Origin of the sequence: Lentzea aerocolonigenes, from assembly GCF_000974445.1 — a bacterium.
Taxonomy (GTDB): domain Bacteria; phylum Actinomycetota; class Actinomycetes; order Mycobacteriales; family Pseudonocardiaceae; genus Lentzea; species Lentzea aerocolonigenes.
The window spans coordinates 131,183-153,991 of record NZ_BBOJ01000014.1 but is presented as its reverse complement, the minus strand read 5'-3'; the positions used below and the strand labels follow the sequence as shown (position 1 = coordinate 153,991).

At 68.4% G+C, this 22,809-nt stretch carries 21 protein-coding genes; 8 read left to right on the top strand and 13 right to left on the bottom strand.

Annotated features, from left to right (window positions below; translation table 11 throughout):
* Nucleotides 1-40 precede the first annotated feature (40 nt).
* From AOM45_RS26285 to AOM45_RS26275, 3 genes are read left to right on the top strand one after another with little or no spacing between them, the layout of a single operon-like run.
* Entirely contained in the window at nt 41-592 is a 552-nt protein-coding gene (locus AOM45_RS26285) for a PadR family transcriptional regulator (RefSeq protein WP_030467631.1), read from the top strand.
* A gap of 58 nt (nt 593-650) precedes the next feature.
* Nucleotides 651-1,583, top strand: coding sequence for an ATP-binding cassette domain-containing protein (locus tag AOM45_RS26280; protein ID WP_030467632.1), 933 nt, complete (start codon nt 651-653; stop codon nt 1,581-1,583).
* The gene (locus AOM45_RS26275) at nt 1,573-2,286 is read left to right on the top strand and encodes an ABC transporter permease (protein ID WP_030467633.1); all 714 of its coding nucleotides are present in this window, start codon (nt 1,573-1,575) and stop codon (nt 2,284-2,286) included. The genes AOM45_RS26280 and AOM45_RS26275 overlap by 11 nt, the downstream gene beginning before the upstream one ends.
* A 56-nt stretch (nt 2,287-2,342) precedes the next feature.
* Here AOM45_RS26275 and rsmI read toward each other — a convergent pair whose 3' ends face one another.
* Nucleotides 2,343-3,188 carry a 16S rRNA (cytidine(1402)-2'-O)-methyltransferase gene (gene rsmI, locus AOM45_RS26270; protein ID WP_030467634.1) on the bottom strand — a complete coding sequence of 282 codons (846 nt, stop codon included), beginning with the start codon at nt 3,186-3,188 and terminating at the stop codon, nt 2,343-2,345.
* 24 nt (nt 3,189-3,212) lie between these two features.
* Between rsmI and AOM45_RS26265 the strand changes: the two genes are divergently transcribed.
* A complete protein-coding gene (locus AOM45_RS26265; RefSeq protein ID WP_236703832.1) occupies nt 3,213-4,751 on the top strand; it encodes a dolichyl-phosphate-mannose--protein mannosyltransferase in 1,539 nt (512 codons plus the stop codon).
* On the opposite strand, the gene AOM45_RS26260 is transcribed toward AOM45_RS26265, so the two are convergent.
* Both AOM45_RS26260 and AOM45_RS26255 read right to left on the bottom strand, forming a co-directional pair.
* Nucleotides 4,738-5,397: a hypothetical protein gene (locus AOM45_RS26260; RefSeq protein ID WP_030467636.1), complete on the bottom strand. Its 660-nt coding sequence runs from the start codon at nt 5,395-5,397 to the stop codon at nt 4,738-4,740. The genes AOM45_RS26265 and AOM45_RS26260 overlap by 14 nt on opposite strands.
* Nucleotides 5,387-5,908: an RNA polymerase sigma factor gene (locus tag AOM45_RS26255; protein ID WP_201780070.1), complete on the bottom strand. Its 522-nt coding sequence runs from the start codon at nt 5,906-5,908 to the stop codon at nt 5,387-5,389. Before AOM45_RS26255 ends, AOM45_RS26260 begins: the two co-directional genes overlap by 11 nt.
* Before the next feature lie 64 nt (nt 5,909-5,972).
* Between AOM45_RS26255 and AOM45_RS26250 the strand changes: the two genes are divergently transcribed.
* Complete coding sequence (locus tag AOM45_RS26250) at nt 5,973-6,563, top strand: hypothetical protein (protein WP_030467638.1); 591 nt, start codon at nt 5,973-5,975, stop codon at nt 6,561-6,563.
* 144 nt (nt 6,564-6,707) lie between these two features.
* Here the strand turns inward: AOM45_RS26250 and AOM45_RS26245 are convergent, their stop codons facing one another.
* Nucleotides 6,708-8,648, bottom strand: a complete 1,941-nt coding sequence (locus AOM45_RS26245) for a serine/threonine-protein kinase (RefSeq protein ID WP_236703831.1) — start codon at nt 8,646-8,648, stop codon at nt 6,708-6,710.
* 241 nt (nt 8,649-8,889) lie between these two features.
* On the opposite strand from AOM45_RS26245, the gene AOM45_RS26240 reads away from it, so the two are divergent.
* From AOM45_RS26240 to AOM45_RS26230, 3 genes are all read left to right on the top strand, one after another.
* Entirely contained in the window at nt 8,890-9,549 is a 660-nt protein-coding gene (locus tag AOM45_RS26240; RefSeq protein ID WP_162185658.1) for a Crp/Fnr family transcriptional regulator, read from the top strand.
* Nucleotides 9,550-9,630: 81 nt separating this feature from the next.
* Complete coding sequence (locus AOM45_RS26235) at nt 9,631-10,359, top strand: hypothetical protein (protein ID WP_030467641.1); 729 nt, start codon at nt 9,631-9,633, stop codon at nt 10,357-10,359.
* Nucleotides 10,356-12,395 carry a hypothetical protein gene (locus tag AOM45_RS26230; RefSeq protein WP_030467642.1) on the top strand — a complete coding sequence of 680 codons (2,040 nt, stop codon included), beginning with the start codon at nt 10,356-10,358 and terminating at the stop codon, nt 12,393-12,395. Before AOM45_RS26235 ends, AOM45_RS26230 begins: the two co-directional genes overlap by 4 nt.
* Here the strand turns inward: AOM45_RS26230 and AOM45_RS26225 are convergent.
* From AOM45_RS26225 to AOM45_RS26185, 9 genes are all read right to left on the bottom strand, one after another.
* Nucleotides 12,383-12,937 carry a hypothetical protein gene (locus tag AOM45_RS26225; RefSeq protein WP_156093818.1) on the bottom strand — a complete coding sequence of 185 codons (555 nt, stop codon included), beginning with the start codon at nt 12,935-12,937 and terminating at the stop codon, nt 12,383-12,385. The two genes, AOM45_RS26230 and AOM45_RS26225, sit on opposite strands and share 13 nt — an antisense overlap.
* 63 nt (nt 12,938-13,000) lie before the next feature.
* Complete coding sequence (locus AOM45_RS26220) at nt 13,001-13,375, bottom strand: cupin domain-containing protein (protein WP_030467644.1); 375 nt, start codon at nt 13,373-13,375, stop codon at nt 13,001-13,003.
* Between the two features lie 71 nt (nt 13,376-13,446).
* Nucleotides 13,447-14,085 (bottom strand): DedA family protein, encoded by a 639-nt coding sequence (locus tag AOM45_RS26215; RefSeq protein ID WP_030467645.1) that lies wholly within the window; start codon nt 14,083-14,085, stop codon nt 13,447-13,449.
* Nucleotides 14,086-14,297: 212 nt separating this feature from the next.
* The gene (locus AOM45_RS26210) at nt 14,298-15,284 is read right to left on the bottom strand and encodes a glycoside hydrolase family 5 protein (RefSeq protein WP_030467646.1); all 987 of its coding nucleotides are present in this window, start codon (nt 15,282-15,284) and stop codon (nt 14,298-14,300) included.
* Nucleotides 15,285-15,439: 155 nt separating this feature from the next.
* Nucleotides 15,440-16,279 (bottom strand): helix-turn-helix domain-containing protein, encoded by an 840-nt coding sequence (locus tag AOM45_RS26205; protein ID WP_063757029.1) that lies wholly within the window; start codon nt 16,277-16,279, stop codon nt 15,440-15,442.
* Nucleotides 16,280-16,322: 43 nt separating this feature from the next.
* A complete protein-coding gene (locus AOM45_RS26200; protein WP_051783348.1) occupies nt 16,323-18,089 on the bottom strand; it encodes a copper resistance CopC/CopD family protein in 1,767 nt (588 codons plus the stop codon).
* A gap of 76 nt (nt 18,090-18,165) precedes the next feature.
* Nucleotides 18,166-18,879, bottom strand: a complete 714-nt coding sequence (locus AOM45_RS26195; protein ID WP_035910241.1) for a YcnI family copper-binding membrane protein — start codon at nt 18,877-18,879, stop codon at nt 18,166-18,168.
* A 54-nt stretch (nt 18,880-18,933) separates the two neighbouring features.
* Nucleotides 18,934-19,917: a multicopper oxidase family protein gene (locus tag AOM45_RS26190; protein WP_081902119.1), complete on the bottom strand. Its 984-nt coding sequence runs from the start codon at nt 19,915-19,917 to the stop codon at nt 18,934-18,936.
* Between the two features lie 73 nt (nt 19,918-19,990).
* A complete protein-coding gene (locus AOM45_RS26185; protein ID WP_236703830.1) occupies nt 19,991-22,663 on the bottom strand; it encodes a cupredoxin domain-containing protein in 2,673 nt (890 codons plus the stop codon).
* Between the last annotated feature and the right edge of the window lie 146 nt (nt 22,664-22,809).

Sequence of the window (22,809 nt, the reverse complement as noted above, 5' to 3'; positions counted from 1 at the left end):
GGAGGCGGTGCCAGCCGCTTTTCACTGCATGGGAGGTCTGTTGTCCGCGACCCGGATGCTCGTCCTCGGCATCGTCGAGCTCGTCGGTGAGGCACACGGTTACGTGGTGCGCCGCGAGCTGCAGTCCTGGGCGGCGGACAAGTGGGCGAACGTGCAGCCGGGCTCGATCTACCACGCGCTGAAGTCGCTGGCCAAGGACGGACTGCTGGAGCCGGTCGGGGTCGAGTCCGGTGAAGGCCCGGCCCGCATCACCTACAAGATCACCGCGGCCGGCGAGCGCGAGCTGCGGAACATGCTCGGGCACGCGCTGGCCGACGCGAGCGCCGGCAACGACGAGGTCTCCGCGGCCATAGCGATGATCAACCTCATCCCCCGCAAGCAGGCCGTCGTGATGTTGAAGAACCGGCTCGCGGGCCTCGAAGGGCAGCTCGCGCCGACCAGGCACGGCATCGCGTCGATGCCGGAGATGGGCAAGCCCGCGCACGTCAGCGAGCTCTTTCGACTGTGGCTCGTCCATCTCGAAGGCCAGGTGCGCTGGACTCAGGAACTGATCGAACGTCTAGAGGCCGGTGCGTACGATCTAACCGACTAGTCAAACTTGATTAGTTCCCGCTAGCCTCTAGTCAAAGTTGACTAGAGGGGATGCAGTCATGATCAAGGCACGCGGCCTCGCGCGCCGTTTCACCACGAAGTCAGGCCCGGTGGACGCGGTGCGCGGGGTCGACATCGACGTCGCGGAAGGGGAGCTCGTCGGGTTCCTCGGCCCGAACGGCGCGGGCAAGTCCACGACGTTGCGCATGCTCACGACGCTGCTGCGACCGACGGCGGGCGAGGCGATCATCGCCGGGCACGACCTGCTCACCGACCCGGCCGGGGTGCGGCGCAACATCGGGTACGTCGGGCAGAAGAACGGCGCAAGCCTCGACCAGCAGGTCGGTGACGAGCTGGACTTCCAGGCCCGCTTCTACGGCCTGTCCAAGCACGACGCCCGCAGGAAGGTCGCCGACCTGCTCGAACGGTTCGAGCTGCAGGGCATGGAGAAGCGGGCGGTCATCACGTTGTCGGGCGGCCAGCAACGCAGGCTCGACATCGCGATGGGCATGCTGCACGACCCGCGGCTGCTGTTCCTCGACGAACCGTCGACCGCGCTCGACCCGCAGAGCCGCCGCAACCTGTGGGAACACATCAGGCAGCTGAAGGCCGACGGCACCACGGTCTTCCTGACCACGCACTACCTCGACGAGGCCGACTTCCTCAGCGACCGGCTGCTGGTGATCGACCACGGCTCGATCGTGGGCGAGGGCTCCCCGGACGAGCTGAAGAACAGCGTGTCCGGCGACCTGGTCGTGCTCGGCACACCCCAGGCCTCGATCGTCGCCACGAAGTTCGACAACGCGGTCGTGGACGGCGAGAAAGTCAGCTTCCGCGTCCCGAACGGCGACCGCGCCCTGCCGGGACTGCTGCGCGACCTCGGTGATCTCGGCGTCGAGCTGCATTCCGTGCAGGTCCACCGGCCGACGCTCGACGACGTGTTCCTGACCATGACCGGCCGTTCCCTGAGGGAGGAAGCTGATGCTGCGTGACACCTGGCTCGTCTTCTGCCGCGTGATGCTGCCGGTGCTGCGCAACCCGGTGGCGATCGTGTTCGGGCTCGCCCAGCCGTTGCTGTACCTGGGGTTGTTCGGGCCGTTGCTCGGCGACACCGGCTGGCAGTGGTTCGTGCCCGGCCTGCTGGTTCAGATGGCGTTGTTCGGCACGGCCTACGCGGGGTTCTCGCTGCTGCCCGAGGTGCGCACGGGCGTGATGGAACGGCTGCGGGTCACCCCGGTGAGCCGGGTCGCGCTCCTCGTCGGCAGGGTCGGCAAGGACGTGGTGCTGCTGGTCGTGCAGGGCCTGCTGATCATGCTCGCCGCGATGCTGTTCGGGTTCCGCGCGTCACCGGGCGAGATCCTGCTCGGGCTCGGGCTGGTGGCGTTGCTGGGCATCGCCATCGGGTCGGCGTCGTACGCGATCGCGTTGAAGGTGAAGCTGGAGTACGTCTTCGCGTCCGTGCTGTCGTCGACCATCGTGCCGTTGATGCTGCTCTCCGGCGTGCTGCTGCCGATGTCCAACGGCCCGAAGTGGCTCTACTGGCTGTCTCGGGTCAACCCTCTCGCGCACGTCGTCGACGCCGAACGCTCCATCTTCAACACCGGCTCGGCACTCCTCGGCCTCATCTCGGCGTCCGCACTGGTGCTGGTCGGCGTCTACTACGGCGTCCGCACCTTCCACCGCGAGTCTGCTTGACCGCACGCGGGGCCCTTTCGTGCGCTCCTGGTGAACGAAAGCTCCCCGCGTGCACTTCAGCTGGACTTGATCGCGGCGTCGTACAGGGTCTTCTTGCTGATCCCCGCCGCCTCCGCGACTTCGGCGGCGGCCGACTTCAGGCGTTCGCCGTCGGCGACGCGCTGCTTCACCTCGGCGACGAGCGTGTCCAGGTCCGGCTTCTCCTCGGCAGGAGCCGGACCGAGCACAACGGTGATCTCGCCGCGTGCGCCCTCCACGGCCCACTCGGCGAGTTCTGCCAATGACCCGCGTACGACCTCTTCGTACTTCTTCGTCAGTTCACGACACACGGCGGCGCGGCGGTCCGGTCCGAGCACTTCCACGGCGTCCGCGAGCGTGTCCGCGAGCCGATGAGGTGCCTCGAAGAAGACGACCGTGCGTTGTTCCGAAGCGAGCGGTGCGAACCAACGCTTGCGCTCGCCGGACTTGCGCGGCGGGAAGCCGTCGAACGCGAACCTGTCGCTCGGCAGGCCCGACACGGCGAGCGCGGTCGTCACGGCGGACGGGCCGGGCAGGCAGGTGACCTTCAGATCCTGCTCGACACACGCGGCCACGAGCCGGTAGCCGGGGTCGGACACGCTCGGCATGCCGGCGTCCGTCACGAGCAGCACGGTCTCGCCGCCCCGGAGCGATTCCAGTAGTCCCGGCAGGCGCGCGGTCTCGACCTGGTCGTAGAAGCTGATCACCCGCCCCGACGGCTTGACCTGCAACGCAGCCGCCAGACTGTGCAGTCTGCGGGTGTCTTCCGCGGCGATCACGTCGGCGGTCTCGAGGGCCTCGACCAGGCGCGCCGAGGCGTCGCGGATGTCACCGAGCGGGGTGGCTGCCAGGACAAGACGGCCTGAACCGGATACAGGACTCACAAGGTTCACCCTACGATCGGCGACGTGACAGTCCTCGTGCAGCCAGGAGAGGCGCCCGTCGTCGTCGAGGAACCGCGCACCGATCGTGCGGCCGCGCTCGACCCGCCTCCGTCCGGAGACCGCCTGCGCGGGTGGCTCGTCACGATCGTCGTGACGCTGGTCGGCGCCTTCGTCCGGTTCTGGAACCTCGGGTATCCGACCGACAAGGGCACACCGATCTTCGACGAGAAGCACTACGTGCCTCAGTCGGCGCAGGTGCTGCGCAACGGCGGCTACGAGGACAACCCCGGCTACGAGCTGATCGTCCACCCGCCGCTCGCCAAGCAGCTCATGGCGATCGGCCAGGACCTCTTCGGCTACGACGGCATCGGCTGGCGGTTCGCCTCGGCCCTCGCGGGCACGATCACGATCCTGCTGATCATCCGCATCGCCCGCCGCCTGACCCGCTCGGACCTGCTGGGCGCGCTGGCCGGCGTGCTGCTCATCGCGGACGGCGTGTCGCACGTCCAGTCGCGGATGGGCATGCTCGACATCTTCCTGGCGTTGTTCGTCGTCGGTGCGTTCGGCTGTCTCGTCGTCGACCGCGAACAAGTGCGAGAACGACTCGCAGTGGCCGTGCGCGAGGGTTTCATCAACAGCTCCGCGTTCGGCCCGTGGCTGGGCTTCCGCTGGTGGCGCTTCGGTGCGGGCGTGTGCCTCGGTCTGGCGTGCGGCGTGAAGTGGTCCGGCCTCTGGTACATCATCGCGTTCGGTCTGCTCACGGTCGTCTGGAGCGCATTGGCGCGCCGCGCGGCCGGTGTCGAGGAGCCGTGGCTCGGCGCGCTCGTGAAGGACGTGCTGCCGTCGTTGGGCGGTCTGGTCGCGATCCCGGTGCTCGTGTACGTCGCGACGTGGTTCCCGTGGATGGCGAGCGAGACCGGCATCGACCGGCACGTCGTCGGCGGCAAGGTCAAGGACGTCGCGTACATCCCGGACGTCCTGCAGTCGCTTTGGTACAACGCGAAGAACGTCTACAAGTTCCACGTCGAGCTGGTCACCTCGGAGACCAACCGGCACCCGTGGGAGTCGAAGCCGTGGACGTGGCCCATGGGCCTGCGTCCGATGCTCTACTACTACGACAACGGCGTCACGGGCTGCGGCGCGGCGTCGTGCCTCGGCGCGATCATGCTGATCGGCACGCCCGCGATGTGGTGGCTCGCGTTCCCGGTGATCGGCTGGGCGGTCTTCCGCACCGTCGGCAGGATGGACTGGCGCTACGCCGGCGTCCTGGTCGCGTACGCGGCGGGCCTGCTGCCGTGGTTCCTCAACCTCGACCGGCAGATGTACTTCTTCTACGTCACGCCGATGGCGCCGTTCCTGGTGCTGCTGATCGTGCTGGCGCTGGGCGAGATCCTCGGGCGCAAGGCCGCGGGATCGGAGCGCAGGGGCACCGGTCTGCTCGTCGTGGCGCTGTACGTCGGCATCGTGGTGGCGAACTTCGTGTGGCTGTGGCCGATCCTGAACGGCAACCCGATCACTCCGGAGATGTGGCAGCAGCAGCTGTGGCTGCCTAGCTGGCGCTGATCTCCAGCGCGCGTTCGCGGGTCACGTCGCCTTCGAGCCTCATGGTGACCTGACCTCGTTGCCACAGCAGGGTTTGCCCGGCGCCTCGCGGTGCCTCGTCGTGCCACACACCGTTGCGATCGATGTAGAAGAACACGTGCGGGTACGGGACCCAGATCTTGTCGCCGATCTGCTCGACGCCCTCCTGGTGGACGAGCTTGCCGATCGTCGAGGAGATGGTGCCGTCGAACTGGTCCAGCCTCAGGCCGCCGTAGTGCAGCGACACGAACCGTCCTTCGTGGACGGTGATCTTGTCCGGCGTGCCGAGCTGGGCCGGCAGGTGGATCTCGAACGGCATCTGCTCGCGGGCCTGGGCGAGCGAGACCTCCTGGCTGGGCAACGGTGGCGCGACGCTGTGCGGTGCCTCGGTGCGGAACTCGACGCCGGCGAACTCCAGCAGGTTCTGCACGCCCGCCCGCACCGCCGGTGACACGGCGAAGGCGACCGCGAACGCCGTGACGGCCGCGATCAGCGCCGCGAGCCAGCGGTTTCGCCTGCGCGGGGCGTTGATCCTCGTGAGCACGCTCGCGGTCAGGTCGGGCGGCTCCGGCACGTGGATCTGCCGGCCGAGGTCGCGGAGGGCGGCGCCCAGGTCGTCATCGATCACGGGCCACCTCCTCCAGCATCGGGCGCAGCTTGGCGAGCGCGCGGGACAGGCGTGACTTCACGGTTCCCCTGGCCAGGCCCAGGGTGTCCGCGGTCTCGGCCTCGCTCAGGTCCAGCAGGTACCGGCACGTGACGATCTGGCGGTCGTGTTCCGGAAGGCTCTGGACGGCTTTCAGCAGCTTGGCGCGGGAGTCGTCGACGAGAGTGCCCGGATCGTCGTGGTCGACGGTCTGGGTCATCGCGCCGATCTTGAGCTCCATCAGGTTGCGGCGCCGTCTGCCGCGGTGCAGGTTCTTGGTCTCGTTGGCGACGATCTTGAGCAGCCACGGCTTGAAGTCGGCGTCCTGCCTGAAGGTGTCGAGCTTGCGGTACGCCTTCACGAACGCCTCCTGCACCACGTCGCCGGCGTCCGCACCCGCCCCGAGCAGGTACGCCGTCCGGTGCGCGAGCGCGGTGTACCGGGTGACCAGCTCGCCGTAGGCCGCCTGGTCACCTGCGATCGCCCGTGCCACCGCTTCGTCCGTGATGCCCTTCCTACACCGGGAACCCCGGGGTGGTTCCCGGTGTAACCGCTCCATGAGGATTCTCGCGTTGGTATGCGCATTCCTGCTGTTCAGCACGCCGTCCGCGCACGCGGGTGGCTGGGCGGTCACGTACCTGGACCCGGCGCCGTCGATCGAACCGTCGGTCACCCACACCGTCGGGTACTGGGTGCTGCAGCACGGCACTCACCCGTACTTCGGTGACGACCTCGGCAAAACCGGGCTGCGCTTCAGGTCCGGGACGGACGAGCGGGTGTTCACCGGCGTGCCGCTCGGTCAGCCTGGCCACTACGCCGTGACGTTCACCCTGCCCAAGGGCTCGTACGAGGTGTTCGGCGTGCAGGGGCTCTTCCAGGACCACTCGCTCGGCACGTTGAACGTGCCCGGGACGTTCCTGGTCAAGCCACCGAACCCGGACATGATCGCGCCGGAGCCGAGCGGGGAGTCCCCGTGGCAGGAGATCGCGCCACCGCTGAAGAAACCGGCTGTGGCACCGGCGGCCGCGGTCGTCCCGGAGAAGCAGCCGGAGCCGGCGCCGGTGTGGCTCGTCGGGCTGGTCGTCGTCGGTGCGGCGGGGCTGTTCCTGGTGCTGCGCAAGCGGTTGCGGCCGTCCGCGCGAAGGTGAGTGGTGAGGCGATCGGCGGAAACCGCCTCACCACCCCTCGCAGGGCATCGCCTCCGATGCCGAAGCCATCCGGGTGAACCACGGCTTAGGTCGTTGAACGGTGAATCGCCGTTACCGCCTATGCCGAACGTTCACCCGGATCGCCTACATCGGCATGTGCCTCGTGGGCGGCGGCGTCGGCTTGCTGATGATCTTGGTGACCGGGCCTTCCTTGCTCATGCCGGCCTGGTCGAGGAACTGCGCGAGCTGACCGCGCACCTGGCCCAGCGACGGACGGCGGCCCGGTTCCGGGTCCATCGCGGCGAGCAGGAGCCTGGCGTGCGCGCTGTTCTGCGGCAGCTTGGTGATCGGTTCGCCCTGCGCGGCGGCCATCAGCGAGGAGATCGGGTTCTCGCGGGAGCCGCGCGGCGGGTGGCCGGTCAACGCGTAGGAGACCGTCGCGGCCAGCTGCCAGGAGTCCGACGCCGGGGAGGCCGTCTCGCCGCGAGCCGTCTCCGGGGCGAGGAAGTCGGGCGTGCCGACCATCATGCCGGTGGCCGTGAGGGTGCTGTCGCCCTTGGAGCGGGCGATGCCGAAGTCGATCAGGTGCGCGGTGCCCTGGTTGTCGACGATGACGTTGGACGGCTTCACGTCGCGGTGCAGGACGCCCCGGTCGTGGGCGGCGGCCAGCGCGTCGGCCATGTTCAGCCACAGCCGGGCGGCGAGCTTGTCGTCGATCAGGCCGTTCTTGAGCACGGTCTCGGACAGCGAGGCGCCCTCGATGTACTCCATGACCAGCGCCAGGCCGTCCGGGTCCTGGACGATGTCGAAGACCCGCACGCAGTTGGGGTGCCGGACCGCGGCCAGCGCGCGGGCCTCGCGGAGCATGCGCGCCTCGGTCTCGTTGTCCGGGGCGTGCGCGAGCTTCACCGCCACCGTGCGGTCGAGCTGCTCGTCGACGGCCAGCCACACCGTGCCGAAACCACCGGAACCGAGCTGGCGGACGCGGCGGAACCTGCCGTTGCCGGGGTTCCAGACCTTGCCGGACTTCTGCACGGGCGACGGCGCGTCGGCGTTCGCGGCACCAGGCCCGAACGGCAGCGGCCCTGGCGTGTCCGCGAGCACCGCGGGCTGCGAGGGCTGCGGAGGTCTGGGCTGCTGCACCTCGGCGACACGGGTCGGCGGGTACTGCGGCGGCGGCTGGTTCACGGGCCGCATCGGCCGGTTCATCGGCGCGGGCTGGTACTTCGGCACCTGAGCCGGCTGGTACGGCGGCGGCTGCTGCTGAGCCGCGTTGATGGGCTTGGTCGGCGCCTTCTTCTGCGGGCCCTGGGGGACCTGCGGCTGCGGCGTGCGCGCCACCGGCTGCGGTGGCGGCGGGTTCTGCGAGTTCCGGTCCTGTGACCGGTCGCGGCCGGGGCGGTTCAGCATGGCGGTAGTCAACCCGAAAATCCGCACGACGATTGAGCCGATTACCGCAATTGGCAGAAAGCCCAGCAGCACATGGCCCACAAGGGTCACGGGGAGTGCCGACGTGGCTGCGAGCAGCACCAGGAACGGCGGCCAGAACACGCGCCGCGGCCAGTTCGGCCCGAGCCGGAACGCCGAACCGGCCTGCAACATGACGAAGAGCAGGCACAACAGCGCCAGCACGACGGTGACGCAGGCCGCGACCAGGAACACGGGCTCAGCCAGCGGCCGCTGGAACACGCCGAGGATCGACGGAGTGCGGTCGACGAGGTAGCTGCCCTGTGTGAACGTCCCGAAGCAGGTGGCCTCGTCCAACGAGCCGGACCCGTCGATGGTCCGCCGGACCAGCCCCTGAACGGTCCCGCGCATGATGAGCCACGGCAGCACCAGACAGCTGGCGACGCCGAGCACGGCGAACACGGCACCCGTCACCGCGCCGTAGGAGTTGCCGACGATCCGGCGCACCACGATGGACAGCAGCGCCCCGATCGTGGGGAACAACCCGAGCACCGCGCCGAGCGCTGTGGTGGTCCACACCCAGTCACCGGGGCAGACACTGGCGCCCACGAAGCCGTGCAGCCACGTGAGCAAGGACTCCGCGAGCCCCACGACCCACACCACCCCTTCCGCGATCACCCCCAGCCTAGGCGTCTTGTCAGCCTACGGTGCGTAATTGGTCTGCGGTTGACGCCACAGCAACCCTTTCCTTGATCACTGCGTTGCACCTCCCGTCCTCACGCCTCTGACAGGCTCGAGACCATGAGAATCGCTGCCCTGATGACCACTACAACGCTTCGGTGGCCGATCCTGTTGAGCCTCATCGGTGATGTCGGTTCGCGCCGGGAAAGCGTCACGCCGGAAGTCGCGGTCCGCACGAATGGATGATTCTCCGGGTGCCCGAGGACGCGCCGCACTGCGGGCGGGAAGGAGGCCACGCCCGTTCCGCCGCGGCGAACACCTGATCACCGCCGGCACACCGAGCGACGAGGTGCTGCTGATCGAGTCCGGCCTGGTCAAGGTGGTGTTGCCGACCGGAGCCGCCCGCGAGCCGATCACCGGCCTCTACGGCCCCGGCGATCTGCTCGGCGAAATCGGGGTGACGAGCGGCGCCCCGCGCAGCGCACACGTGATCGCGCTGGTCGCGGGCGCGGCCTGGCACGTGGCGGGGAGCCAGTTCCTGGTGCTCCGGGACGAGAACCCCGCAGTCCGGCGACTCGTGGACGAGACCTGGCGCAAGCGGCAGCGCAACGCTGACGAGAACCAGCTGCGGCAGATGCGCGCCGGCGCCACACGAGTGGCGATGTGCCTGTTGTCGTGGGCGAGCGAGTTCGGCACGGAGATCGACGCCGGTCTCGAGCTGCGCGGCGTGAGCCAGCAGGACCTCGCCCACGCCGTCGCGATGTCGGTGAAGACGATCGAGCCGTTCCTGCACGTGCTGCGCGCTCGCGGACTGCTGAAGACGAGCAGGCTGTGCTACCGACTGCCCGACCCCGACGGTCTTGGCCATTTCATTGCCACCACCGATGGCATGAACTGACAACTTCTTGCCCCTGATTTCCGGGTGAGCGCGTTCGTTCGAGCCACCAGACTCGCTCTCCCGTGGAAATGGAGGCAGCGAGTGAATCCCGTTCCGCAGCACCGCGCGTTGCTCGGCGTCGACGTCATCGGTTCAGCCCGGTTGCCCGGTTACCTGATGAACGCCGTTCCGGGCACGATCTCGAATCTGGTCGACACCGCACTGACGCAGAGCGGGATCAAGCCGGACGACGTGCTCTCCCTCGAGTCTCCCGGCGACGGCGCTCTGATGGTGCTGCCGAGCGAGCAACTCGGCGCGGTCCTGGACGCGGCCGTGCGCCTCGACCAGCTCACCACAGATCACAACCGCTGGCACAAGCCGGAGGTGCGACTGCGCGTTGCGGTTCACGTGGGCCCGGTCGGCGACGACGACGGCTTCTACCGCGCCCGCATCACCCACACCCGCCTGCTCGACGCCCCCGAGTTCAAAGACCTGCTGAAGCGCTGCCACGAGGAAGCCTCCGAGGAGGCCGCGAACACCGCGTTGATCGTTTCGACCGAGGCCATGGACACGGCGTTCAGCGGCGATCACACACAGATCGCACGGCGGGGCGACTTCGCCTCATTGCCCGTCTCGCACAAGGAGTACCGGCACGACGCGTGGGTCCGCGTGGCGGGCTTCGACGCGCGCAGCCTTGCGGCGTTCACCAGTCCCGTCAGTGCTTCTGAACCCAAGGCGCGCGTGGTGAACCAGGTGAACGGTCCCATGCACGGCATCCAGATCGGACACTCGAAGGGGGACGTGAACTACTACGGAGGTCGGCGGCCGTGAGCGACGACAAGGAAGCAGCACCGGAGCCGAGCGGCGAGGAGAAGCCGCGCACTTCGACAGAAACGTCGCCGCTGTCACCGAACGAAGCGCGATACATCCCCGAGAAGAAGAACGTCGTGAACGGCGAGATGCGCGGCATTCAAGTCGGGGACGTGAACGGCAACATCAACTACTACGCCGAGATCACGTCCACCCCAGCAGACTTGATCGTCCGCTACGCGGCTGACCAGGACATCAAGGACGTGAAGCAGGAGTTCGTGCCTCCCGGCGGCTTCGCCGAGGCGGTGACCATCCTCCAGCGGGAAAGCGTGGTCATCCTGTGCGGAGCGGGAACCGGTAGAACGTTCGCCGCTCGCAGGATGCTGGCCCACGAGTCCGGCGTCACGAAGATCGCCGACATGAATCGCTCCCGCTCTCTCGGCAGCATCCGCGAGGCGGAGCTGGAAGAGGGCCTCGGCATCGTGCTGGACGTTCGGGACAGCCGTGACAGACCGTTCACCGACCGTGACTTCACCCAGTGCCTCGACGTCGTCAAGGACGCGCGGTGCCTCCTCGTCATCTTGCTCGACCACCTCGCCCAGACTCCGGCCAGCGCATGGAAGCACGCGGTAGTGCTCACCGCACCCTCACCGGTAGAGGTGGCGCAGGCAGCGTTGCGCCGGCGCGGTCACGTCGACGAGGCGGTACTGCACACGATCAAGAACGATCTGGCGGACGCGCTCGAGGACGCGTCACCCGACAAGGCGCTGCTCGCCGCCGATCTCGCGGTGCAGGTCCGGAACGGCGACATCGACCTCGTGAAAGCGATCTTCTCGCTCAAGGAAGAAGTCACCGAGGCCGTCGCACGCAGCTTCGAAGAGCTGGACGTGCGCGGGCACGCGTACTCGTTCGCGGTCGCGGTGCTCGAGAACCAGCCGCTGGAGCACGTTCTGCAGCGAGCCTGGGCACTGGACCAGGACATCAGGAAGGCACGCCTGCCGGAGGAAGGAAAGCTCCGCCCGCGCTGCAGGTTCGACGTGCCGTTGGACCAACTGCTGCGGGACATCCGAGCGAAGACCGAAAAGCGCGACCACCCCAAGCACAAGGATCTCTTCGAGGAAACCGTCCGGTTCGAGCGACACGATTGGGCGCGCGGTGTGTTCACGCACGTCTGGCGGCAGTACCCCGCGGCGCAGGAGATCCTGCGCGACTGGATGTGCGAGGACGCGACACTCAACCGGTTCCAGGCTGAGAGCGTCCAAGCCGTGTGTGAGGTCGTGCGGACCGTCCCCGCGCACGAACCGTTGGCGATCATCGAGAACCTGGCTTCCCAGCGCCAGTACGGCCGTCGGGAGTTGGCGGCGCGGGCGGTCGAAGTGCTGATGGACGACAACATCGTGCGTCCGCTCCTTGAGAAGACCATCGAGCGGTGGACGAAGTACGGCAACGCCTACGAGAAGTGGACGGTGGCGCGGGTTTACTCGTCGGAGTTCGGCAGACGGGACCTCACCGCGGCGCTGGCGAAGCTGACCGAGATCGGGAAGTCGGAGAAGTACACGCCGCAGAACGCGGTGGTGTTCGGGGTGCTGTCAATGCTCGCCGACAAGAAGATTCGCGGCATCGCCCTGGACACCGTCGTGTCGTGGACCGGAGCGAGGTACCGCCGCACCGGCCTTCAACCGATCACGCTCGCACTGGGGTTGTGGGTGATCGGTTTCTACGAGCACAGCCGCGACTACTTCATCGAGTTCGCCCAGGCGTTCCCGAAACAGGTCCGAGATCTGTTCAAACACGTTCTCGCAGATCCCGAGTTCGGCGAACTCGTCCTGGAACACCTCGGCGAGTTGGCCCTGCACGCCAGGTGGGACGCGGAGAAGGCCGCTGAACTGGTCAGACTGACCGCTCTCATCGCTCCGGACCTGACGTGGTGGCGGCGCCGGGACGCGGTCGAGGCCGTGACCTTCCAGCACCCGACCAAGCGCTCGGAGATCCACAGGATCTTCCGGATAGCCAGAAAGGTGCAGAAGGGCCAGGTGGAGAAGCGTCAGCCGTCGTAGACCGAGTGGTCGGCCTGCGCCCTCGAGGTGCCCCACCCGACCGACCCGCTGGACGACCTCACGGCCGGATCGACGGGCACCGGCAGCTCCCCGAGGCCCCCGACGAACTCGACGGTCCACAGGTGCCGCGCGGCCGGGTTCTGCTCGATGAACGAGTCGCCGAAGCTGTAGGTGGCGACGCGGGCGTCTTCCTGGTCGTACATCTCGACGGTGGTGCGCGAGCCGAGCAGGCCCTTCTCACCGGGGGCGCAGACCAGTTCCAGGCGGGCGCGGACCCACTGCGGCACGTCCGCGGGGTCCGGTTCCAGCTCGGCGGCGACCGCGGTGCACGAGGTGCCGTGGGCGCGGGCGGTGAAGGCGGCGCGGAAGACGACGAGCTCACCGGCCGTGCAGCCGGTGAGAACGCGTGCTTCTACAGCTGTCTCCGTGCCGGAGACGACGGGGCGGGCGGCCGCGCACCTCGCGACTGGGGGTGCGGCCGACGCCGCTGCTCCGCCGGAGGTGACGGCCAGGAGTAATAACGCGGCGGCCACTGATCTCATGCGGAAAACCTATTTGCGCACGCCGCGTTCCTGGCCGAACTTCACCCCACGGATGGGTGAGGGTCAGTGGTGGTGATCGTGGTCGTGCTTGGGCGCGAACGGTTGGTAGATGTAGAACATCGTGACCGGCTCGTCGCCCGCGACGGTCTCGTGGTCGACGCCCGGCGGCACGAACGCGTAGGAACCGGCCCTGGCCTCGACGCCCCCGATGCTCACCTGGCCGTCGATGACCCACGTGTGCTGCGTCGCCGACGGGTGGTTGTGGCCGACATCGCGCGCGCCCGGTGCCATCTGGATCAGGCCGACGATCGTGTCGCCGCTGGGCGACTTCCACAGGAGCTTGTTCTGCAGCCGTTCGTCGCCGTGCAGCGGGAACGCCTTCATCTGGGCGAGGTCTTCCCCTGAGACGACGGTGACTCTGTCGGGCGAACCGGTCATTGGGTGCGGCCTTTCGGAGGAGGGGCGCCGATCATTCCAGGACGGATGCGGGCCGACAACAGCCGCCCGAGTCAGGCGACTTCCTCCAGTTCCCTCGGCTGGGCGGCCTGCTTGCGCTTGCGCAGCACGACGACCACACCGACGAGCACCCCGACGCCCAGCACGACCCACATCGCTCCGTTGAAGACGGACTCGATGTACTTCGCGGAGGCGCCCGCGGCCGAGCCGATGCCGATGTGCAGCGCCGACCAGCACGCCGCGCCCGCGATCGAGGCGGGCAGGAACCGGCGGTACTCCAGTTTCGACGCACCCGCCGACGCCGGCACCAGCGTCCGCACGACGGGCATGAACCTGGCGACGAACACCGCCCACGCCCCGCGCCGCCGCAGCAGCTCGCCCGCCTTGTCCCAGTGCTGCTGACCGACCTTGCGCACGATCTTGCTGTCGCGCAACCGATCGCCGAACCGGCGGCCGAGATAGTACCCGATGCTGTCCCCCGCCACCGCGCACAGCGTGACCACCAGCCACATGGCCAGGAACCTGGGCACGGTGGTCACCGTCGTCGAGGCCAGCAGGAGAGCGCTCTCGCCCGGCGCCAGGAAACCGACGCCGAGCGTGCACTCCGCCAACGTCAACGCGCCCGTCACCGCCAGGACGGCGGGCTGCGGCAGGTTCGCGAGCCCTGCGAGAGCATCAGTCAACAAGGCCATGAACTCTCCCCAGCAGGACGACGAAGTGGCTTCGGCGAATGGGCTGTCACCACGACAACGCCCGCCTGCCAACCATTTCACCGCAACGGACAGAGCTCGCACATCGGACCTCGGTCGGATCCGTGTCAGACCTCAGGACTAAGGGAGATCCCCGATCGGCCCCGGCACGGCAGCCGGGTGGCCCGGTGATCCAGCCGGTCAGCGGGTCGACGTCAGCCGTAGACGGTGGCCTGCTTCGAGGTCTGCCGCACTCCGTTGGGGCCGTTGAGGAAGCGCTCACCCCACGGCGTGAGGTCGGCCGGGTTGAACGCGCGCACCAGGTCGAGGTACTCGACACCACCACCGTTGCCGCTCCACGACCAGCCGAGGTAACCGATGCCTCTGGCCTGCGACTGCGCCATGATCGTGTCCTCGTCCGGGTCGCCGTCGCTGTGCTTGTTCCCGAACTCTCCCACCACCAACGGCAGCCCTGCCTTGTGGAAGGCGTCGAAGTACGCGTTGACCTTCGCCGCCGTGTTGTAGACGCCGTACATGTGGACGGAGAACACCGTGTTGTGCTGCGGGTCGGCGTTGAGCACCGAGGCGGCGTTGTCGCGCATGATGTTCAGCCAGTCCTGGCCCCACATCGGCGCGTCCACCATCAGGAGGTGCTGCAACCCGGCTGCGCGCACACGCTTGATCGCGTTCTTCGTCGCGTCCGTCCACGCCCAGCTCACCAGCAGATTAGTGCCGAACGGCTCGTTGCCCAGGTTGACCACGACGTAGTTCTCCTGACCCTTGAGCACATCGGCGAGGCCGATCCAGTAGCTCGCCGCGTCGTCCAGGGTGGCGGCTCCGAGCTGATCGCCCCATCCGGTGGTGTCGTGGGCCTCCAGCACGCAGATCAACCGGTTCTGCTTGCACAGCGAGATGACGTTGGCGACGTCGGCGGCCGTGCTCGGCCCCCACCGCTTGCCGGTGCCCAGCACCACGCGAACCGTGTTGGCGCCGAAGGACTTGATGTCCGCGAACGCGCGGGTCTGCCCCTGGAACCAGACGTGCGGATGGTTCACACCCCGCATGACGAAGGCGCTTCCGTTCGCCTCGACGACCTTCGTGCCGCTCACCCTCAGGCCGGTGGCGGCCTCGGCGGGTTGCGTGCCGACCAGGATCGACGCCATCAACGCGAGCACGCTCGCGACACTCAGCCTTGTGGTCACAGCGGCAGATGCAACCGCACGCAGGTGACCTTGACAAGGGCTTCACTTCAACTGCAACACAGCCTGAAACCGTTGCAGCAGAACGCATTCCGCCGAACGGTCCACTTCGGATCAAATCGCGTCCGCCCATCCGAACCACGCCACCCGGCGGATCGTCACCGGGCATCTCCGCTCCTGGGCGCCGGACACGACACGTCCTCGACCGCGATCCGCACCGACACCTCACCGGCCCGCTGCTCGATCCACGCGGTGAGGACGCCGGCCCGGTGCGTCGGTTTCCAGCCCTGCACGATGTTGAGCCGGCGACCGCGCTGGCGCAGCAGTCTGTCGTAGAACTCCGTCAGCCGGACACCGTCGAAAGGGTCGTGCGAGCAGAGGAACAGCACCGTGCCGCGAGCGGACACCGCGTACAACATGGCACTCCCGTGACCGTCCGTCTCCGAGCAGGCGGACGCGCCGTCCGAGTGCAGCTGCGGACCGGTCAGCCAGTGGAAGGGCGCGCTGTGCATCCACAGCGTCTCCCCGCTCACCGCCGCGGCGCGCCCCGGATCCGCCTGACCTCCGCCAGACCTGTTGAAGAGGACGGACTCGGGGAGCACTCCCCACCTGATGAGGTAGTTGCGCACCGTCGTCGCCGACAGAGCGATCCGGAACCTGTTGTTGACCAGTTCCGCCAGCGCCTGGTTCGTCCACAGCCAGTAGCTCAGCCCGACCTCGTCCGGCCCGCAGGTCGTCACGGTCCGGATCGTCCACAGCTGCTGCGCGTACGACAGGGCGAGTTGCTCACCGCGCTGTCTGCCCCGTCGCCTGCTCCGCAACGCTTCTTCGCCCCGCGTGCGGTATTCGCGGTGCCAGACGCTGATCGTCTGCCGGGACACGCCGAGCATTCGCGCGACCTCCGCGCGGGAAAGGCCCGACTCGACCGCGGCGACGGCGCGCCGGCGCAGGGCTTCCAGCACGTCAGGAGATACCTTGCGGGCGTCCTGGGGGTACATGCCGTCACCATCCGTTCCTGCGGGTCATCACCGCTCGCGCGGTTCAGGGAATGCCCACGGAGACATGCACAGTGGCTTCATCGACATCTGATGTGCGAACTTTCAACGACATGTCCCAGCGGCCGGATACGGGCAGGGAGAGCGCATCTGAGATGTAATGTCCCGGCAAACCGCTGTAACGCAACGGCACGGTCAACGGCGCCGGTGACCGTTCGGGATGGCTCAGCGTCGCCCCCACCTCTGCGACGTCCTTCTGGCGCCCCCGCTCGTCCAGCACCGCCAGGTGCACCTCGTTGCCCCCGGACGCGCCGGGCGCGACGACGACCGCGATCTTGCCGCGTCCGGCCGCGCCACCGGTGTCGAAGTCCGCGATGACGGGCTCACCGGGCACGGGCTGCGCCACCTCGGTCGCCGGTTGTTCCCGCTCGGCCAGTTCCGCCGCGGCGGAGCTGGTGCCGACCAGGACCGCCGTGAGCCCCAGCACGAGGCCCGCGATGACCGCCTCGGCGACGACGACCGCCCCGAAGCGCCGCACCTGACGATCACCGGGCCCGCGCGCCGCCCGGCGCCGGTCGGAGGGCGAGACGACGGGGAAACCGTAGTGGCGCTGGACCCAGCGCCTGGCCAGCGCTCCCAGCGCGAGCAGCACCGCCGCCACCGCGACCTTGCCCAGCAGCACCCGCCCGTAGGACGTGCCGATCAGGGCCGACGGGGTGCCCACGAGCCGCCACGACTGGAACAGACCGGTGGCGACCAGCACGAACACAGACACCAGTGCCACCTGGGAGAAGCGTGGTACCGCCACGCGCATCGCCAACGCGTCGGCGGACCTCACGACGACACCGACCACGACGAGACCACCGAGCCACACGGCCATCGCGGTGAGGTGTGCCGCGTCGGCCACCAGGGCCAGCCAGGCCAGGTCACCGGCGCCGCTGTGCGAGGCGGCACTCCAGGTGAGGGCGAGCACGGAGGTCGCCCCCAGCACCGCCGCGCCTCGGCGCCGGCGTTGGCGATCGGTGGCTTCGCTCTCGTCGGCGCGGCGCAGGAACCTCAGGAGGACGACGCCCACCAGCCCGAGCAGCAGCAGGCGGGACAGCACCGCGAGGCCCAGCCGCGTGCCGGCCGTGTTCGCGACCAGCGACAGGTCGGCCGCGGCGGTGAACGGCCGGCCCGTGGCGTAAGGCCCGTACAGCAGCAGCACCAGCACCGTGGCGGCCAGCAGGCTCCACCACCCGCTCGACAGCAGCACGCGGACCCGACGGCCGGCCGCGGGCCGGGTCTGGCACCACACGACGAAGAACGCCGCTCCCGCCAGCAGCGCCAGCCCGGCGAAGGACAAGCACCGCGCCAGCCCGTACGACAACGTCACGGCCCGGTCGGCCTCGGTGTGCGTCTGGGCCGGTGCCGGCAGCGCCGCCGACGTGGACGGCTGTCCCACGCTGAACACGAAGGCGCCGTGCACCGGATGGGTGTCCGCGGAGGTGACCTGCCAGTTCACCGTGTAGGTCCCGTCGGACAACGCCCTCGGCACGGCGACCACGAGAACTTCGGGCCTGTCCGCGGCGTGCGCCGGGGCGGCGGTGGTGATCGTGTCCCCGGCCGGCCCGATCATCCGCACGGTCGCCAGCCCGAGCTCCACCGGCTCGCTGAAGGTCAGCGACACCTCGGCGGGCGACGTGCCGAGCACCGCCCAGCCCGCGGGACTGGTCGAGATGACGACGGCGTGCGCACCGGCAACGCCCTGAACTCCCAGCACCGGCAGCAATGCCAGGACGAACGCGATGCACACGCGCGCGAAGTTGTTCACCGCTCTTCCTCTCACCGGGATGACGTGACGGGCGCGAGGTCGACGGCGGGCGAAGAGCCGTCGACCTCGCTGGCTCTCAGACCCGTGCCGGCTCGTTCGCCGCCGGTTCCTTCTGCGGGGCAACGCTGTCCACCGGTGCGATCGGCCGCCTGCGCGCGACGACCGAAACCCCGAGCGCGACGAGACCGGCCAGGAGTCCCGCCCCGCCGAGCATCCGGCCGAGCACGTCGGTCCCGGCCGCGGGCGCCGCGGGCGGGGCGGCGACCGCAGGAGCGGCCACGGACAACGTCGGAGCCGGGTGCTCGGGACGCGGCCCGCCGTCGGCCTGGACGTCGATCCACCGCACGACCTCACCGCTCGAATAGGTCTGCAGGGCCTTGAACACCAGCTTGGTGTTCGTGGCCGGCAGCTTGCCCATCGAGACGCCGAATTCCTGGAACTGTCCGGGTTGGACGGTCCCGCCCTCCCAGACGATGCCCGTCACGACCTCACCGGAGGAGTCCTCGTCCGACTGGCCGGCCACGTCCGCCTTCTCCTTCCTGGTGGTCGCCGTCCAGCCGGGAACCGGTTGCACGGACACCGAAGCGAACCGGTGGTCGGCAGGGAAGGTCACCTCCAGCCGCGTCGTCGAGGCGTCCGCGCGCTCGTTCGGCACCCGGAACACCACCCTGGCCCAGCCGCCCGGTTCCGCGGTGCCCGGTGAGACGGTGACGTGGGCCGACGCGGTCGACGGGAACAGGATGATGAGCAACGCCGCCAGGGCGACGAGCGCGGTGCCGGGCCGGACCATCGTTTTTCCTTCCGCAGTGGGGATCGGGTCGCGATCGCGGGTACTCGTCATGCGTCAGCCGCCCAGAGGGAGGGGCAGGCCGACCGCGGGCGGGTCGACGTTGAAGATGGACACGAGCCCCGCCATCCCGGTGTGGGTCTCGGCGTGGGAGAAGATGTGGCAGTGGATCATCCACTTGCCGACCCTGGTCGGTGTCCAGACGATGTCGTAGGTCTGCCCGACACCGACGAGCAAGGTGTCCATCTGCTGCGGCAGCGGTAACCGTCTGCCGTCCTGCGCGACCAGTTCGAAGTAGCCGCCGTGCAGGTGGATGGGGTGGATCATCTCCGGACCGGAGCCGATCAACCGGATGCGCACCCGCTCACCCACCCGTGCCCGCAACGGCACGGTGGCGGGAAAGCTCTTGCCGTTGAACACGAAACCCAGCGGGCCGTCCCCGATGATCAGCCGGTAGTCGCGGGCGGCGGCGATGTCACCGAGTCTGGGCACCACCTCCAGCGAGCCGTAGAGGCCCCTGCCCTCCTGGTCGCCGTGCATGTGCGAGTGGTACCAATGGGTTCCGGTGCTGATCGCCTTCCACTCGTAGGTGAAGCTCTGCCCCGGCTCGATCTCGGGCTGGGTGAGACCGGGCACGCCGTCCTGGTCGTTGGGCAGGTCCATGCCGTGCCAGTGCAGCGAGGTGCTCTCCGGCAGGTCGTTCTGGACGATGAAGCGCACCGTGTCGCCCTCGTTGACCCGGATGACCGGGCCGGGCACGGTTCCGTTGTAGGCGAAGGCCTGCCGGACGTTGCCGGGCGAGACCTCCCACGACAGGGGTGCCGCCCGCAGGCGGAACACCTTGACCCCGCCGACCACCTCGTACTGGGCCAGGCGGGTGCCGTCACCGAGGTCGTCGCCCGCCGCTGCCGGCAACGCCGGGTCCGAAGTGGACTCCCTCAGGACGCTCGACGCCGTCACGCCCGCCAGGGCGATCAGGACGGACAGCAGAACCGTCAGCACCGGCAGGACTTTGCGCTGTCTAACCAACTCTGTGGACATGAGTCGCCTCCCGCTGGGAAGCCGCGGTCCGGGAAGCCGTCCTCGAACGGCTTCCCGTCCCGCGGTTGGGGTGTCAGCAATCAGTGGCGTAGGTGAGCGGGTACCGCTGACGACAGGTCAGCTGGTCGTTCACCGGATTGCTGGGCACCCTCTGCGCCCAGCCGTTGTAGACGAGCGGCACGGCGAGCACGCCCATACCGCCCATTCCCATGTGGTCGACGACCTGGTCGTCGGACGCGGTGGCCGACGTCGCGTCGAGCACCATCTTCCCGACCACGGCGGCGTCGGACGGACTGCCGTCGCCGTTCGGGTCGATGTCGACGACCGCGAGGGTGTTGGCGAACTTGCTGGAGACGTAGGCGTAGTAGCCGCCGCCCTTCTTCGCGCCGTAGTTGATGCCGTGGCAACCGGAGTCACAGGGCAACCACTTCACGATCTCGTCGGTCTTCGGGTCGATGACGGTGATGTTCGACGTCAACGTGTTGGCCACCAGCAGCGCGTTGCCGTCCGGGCTCACCGGCAGCTGGATCGGCAGGCCGCCGAACGAGCCGTGTTCACCTGCCACCGGGTCGTAGTTGCGCCACAGGTCGATCTGCTTGTTGTGCACGGTGGCGCCACCGTCCTTGCACGCGTCGGCTTTGAGCGAGATGCAGGACACCGTCCCGCCCATGAAGTTGGCCTCGTACGCCTTGGCGCCGTCGGGCGTGATGCCCGTGGCGATCGGCAGCTCACCGGTCGCCTCCTTGCGGATGTTGCCGGTCGCGATGTCCACGACGGTGGAGTCGTAGGTGTTGACGTTCGGCGTGACCATGGTCGTGCCGTCGCCGGTCATCCAGTGGGCGTGCGGGTGCGCGACCTTCTCACCCGGTCCCTGCACGGGAATGCGCCGGTCGATCTTCGTGGCGCCCGGCGAGAGCTCGACCACCGACGCGCCACCGTTGATCGCGACGTGCAGCTGGTCGGTGTCGGTCCTCGTCATCACGTGCGACGGGTCGGGCCCGACCTCGATCTGCCGGACGAACCTGCCGGTCGCCCGCTCGAAGACGTCGAGCTTGTTGCCGAACCACTCGGTTTGGTAGATGTACCGCTCGTCCTTGTCGGTCCACATGTTGTGCGGGTTGTTCATGTTGACCTCGGGCAACGCCACCTTGCGGTCGACCTTCCAGGTGGAGACGTCGACCTTCGTCGCGGTGCCGGACTTGGTCTTGCCCGCCGTCTTCTCGAGCTCGGTGTCGATCCACACCTCGCCCACGCCGGGAGTTCCCGGCCGCTGGTTGAGCGCCGGCAGGGTCTTCGGCAGACCGAACTTGTTCTTGAAGTAGGCGTCCAGCAACGGAACGAGCTGCGGCGATCCGTTCGAGTCGTACATCAGGATCGGCGCGGGCGGGAACGTCGGGTTCCACGTCTTCTGCTCGGTGTTGCTGAACTTCTGCCAGTTGTTCGGCGCGGTGATGTTGAAGAACTTCAGCACCAGCTGCGAGATGATGTCGGCGTCGGACGGGACGTTCAGCGCACGGCTGTTGATCTTGAGCTTCTTGCCGAAGTCGAGGCCGGGCGTGAGCGGGTCGTCCACGACGACCGCACCGAGCATGTACGGGTGGATCTTGCAGACGAACGCGTAGAGGCCGGGTTCGGTCAGCTGCGCGGTCGTGCTGCCGACGAAGGCGCCCGGCTGGTCGAACGGGAAGCCTTGCGCCCCTTCGGGCCAGATCAGGTTCGTGATCGTGTGCGCCGACTGCGCGTTCGGGCTCGAGATGTCGAAGTTCACCGTCACGGGCAGGCTGATCGTGGCGGTCTGCACGTACTTCTGGATGTCTGCCAGCACCTTCATCAGCTCCACGCCGACCGGCAGGTCGGTCAGCGCGGTCTTCGTGTTGGCAGGACGGGCCGCCATCTGCTGGGACAGCTGGGTGATCAGGGTGTTCGCCTTGATCGCCCGCAGGTCGAGCGGCGGCATCACCTTGCCGATCGCCGTGCGCAGCTTGTCCAGCCCGAGCAGCTTCTCCACGTCCACGCCGAGGCCTTGGAGCAGCGTGCCGTTGAGCGGCAGCTGCGTCAGCCGCGACAGGTCACCGTTGAGCGCGTTGCTCGCGTCCGAACCGAGCAGAGCGCCGTTGCCCAGCAGCGGAAGGCCGTTCAGCGGCACGCCGGGGATGAGCCCGCCGGTCTTCACCCGCGGCAGTTCGGCCACGGCGAGGGACTTCGTGCCGAACAGGTTCAGGTTCGTGTCGTACCAGGATCCCTGGTTGTCGGTGAGGTGGAACGACACCGGCAGAGGTCCACCACCGATCGGCGCCCCACCCGAACCGGTGGTCGTCGTCGGGGCGGGCGTGTTGGAGCTCGTGGTGCTCGTCGTCGTTGGCGGCACCGTCGTCGTTGTGGGCGCCGTGGTGGTGGTCGTCGGTCCCGTCGTGGTCGTGGGCGCAGTGCCACCGACCACGATCGACCCGAGCATGTCCGGGTGGAAACGGCAGTGGTAGTTGACGGTGCCCGTGGACGTGAAGGTGAACGAGTAGGACTCGCCGGGGTTCACGTCCGAGGACAGCGGACCACCGGTCACGCTGTGCACGACACCGTTGGTCTCGTTGTTGGTCCACTTGACGGTGTCACCGACGTTCACGTTCAAAGTCGCCGGGTTGTACTGCAGGTTCTGCATCGACACCGAGAACGTGGCCGCGGTGGCCGCCGGCGTGTTCAACCCGATCGCGGTCAGGGCGACCACCAGCGCGGAGCCGAACGCGAGCACTCGCGCCCCGCGCCGTCGCCTCCCCGACGAGAACATCCGTGATAGGTGTGGAGAGCGCATCGATTTCCCTTCTGACACCTGCTTGCGGCACATCGGAAAACTCCACGCATGACAAACAACACCCCGTTGAGGTTTCGTTTCTCCGC

Coding starts and splice junctions, on each gene's coding strand:
- AOM45_RS26280 (WP_030467632.1), top strand. CDS start 651: ATGATCAAGGCACGCGGCCTCGCGCGCCGTTTCACCACGAAGTCAGGC.
- AOM45_RS26250 (WP_030467638.1), top strand. CDS start 5,973: ATGAGGATTCTCGCGTTGGTATGCGCATTCCTGCTGTTCAGCACGCCG.
- AOM45_RS26275 (WP_030467633.1), top strand. CDS start 1,573: ATGCTGCGTGACACCTGGCTCGTCTTCTGCCGCGTGATGCTGCCGGTG.
- AOM45_RS26225 (WP_156093818.1), bottom strand. CDS start 12,937: ATGAGATCAGTGGCCGCCGCGTTATTACTCCTGGCCGTCACCTCCGGC.
- AOM45_RS26195 (WP_035910241.1), bottom strand. CDS start 18,879: ATGGTCCGGCCCGGCACCGCGCTCGTCGCCCTGGCGGCGTTGCTCATC.
- AOM45_RS26220 (WP_030467644.1), bottom strand. CDS start 13,375: ATGACCGGTTCGCCCGACAGAGTCACCGTCGTCTCAGGGGAAGACCTC.
- AOM45_RS26215 (WP_030467645.1), bottom strand. CDS start 14,085: ATGGCCTTGTTGACTGATGCTCTCGCAGGGCTCGCGAACCTGCCGCAG.
- AOM45_RS26190 (WP_081902119.1), bottom strand. CDS start 19,917: ATGTCCACAGAGTTGGTTAGACAGCGCAAAGTCCTGCCGGTGCTGACG.
- AOM45_RS26240 (WP_162185658.1), top strand. CDS start 8,890: ATGGATGATTCTCCGGGTGCCCGAGGACGCGCCGCACTGCGGGCGGGA.
- AOM45_RS26205 (WP_063757029.1), bottom strand. CDS start 16,279: ATGTACCCCCAGGACGCCCGCAAGGTATCTCCTGACGTGCTGGAAGCC.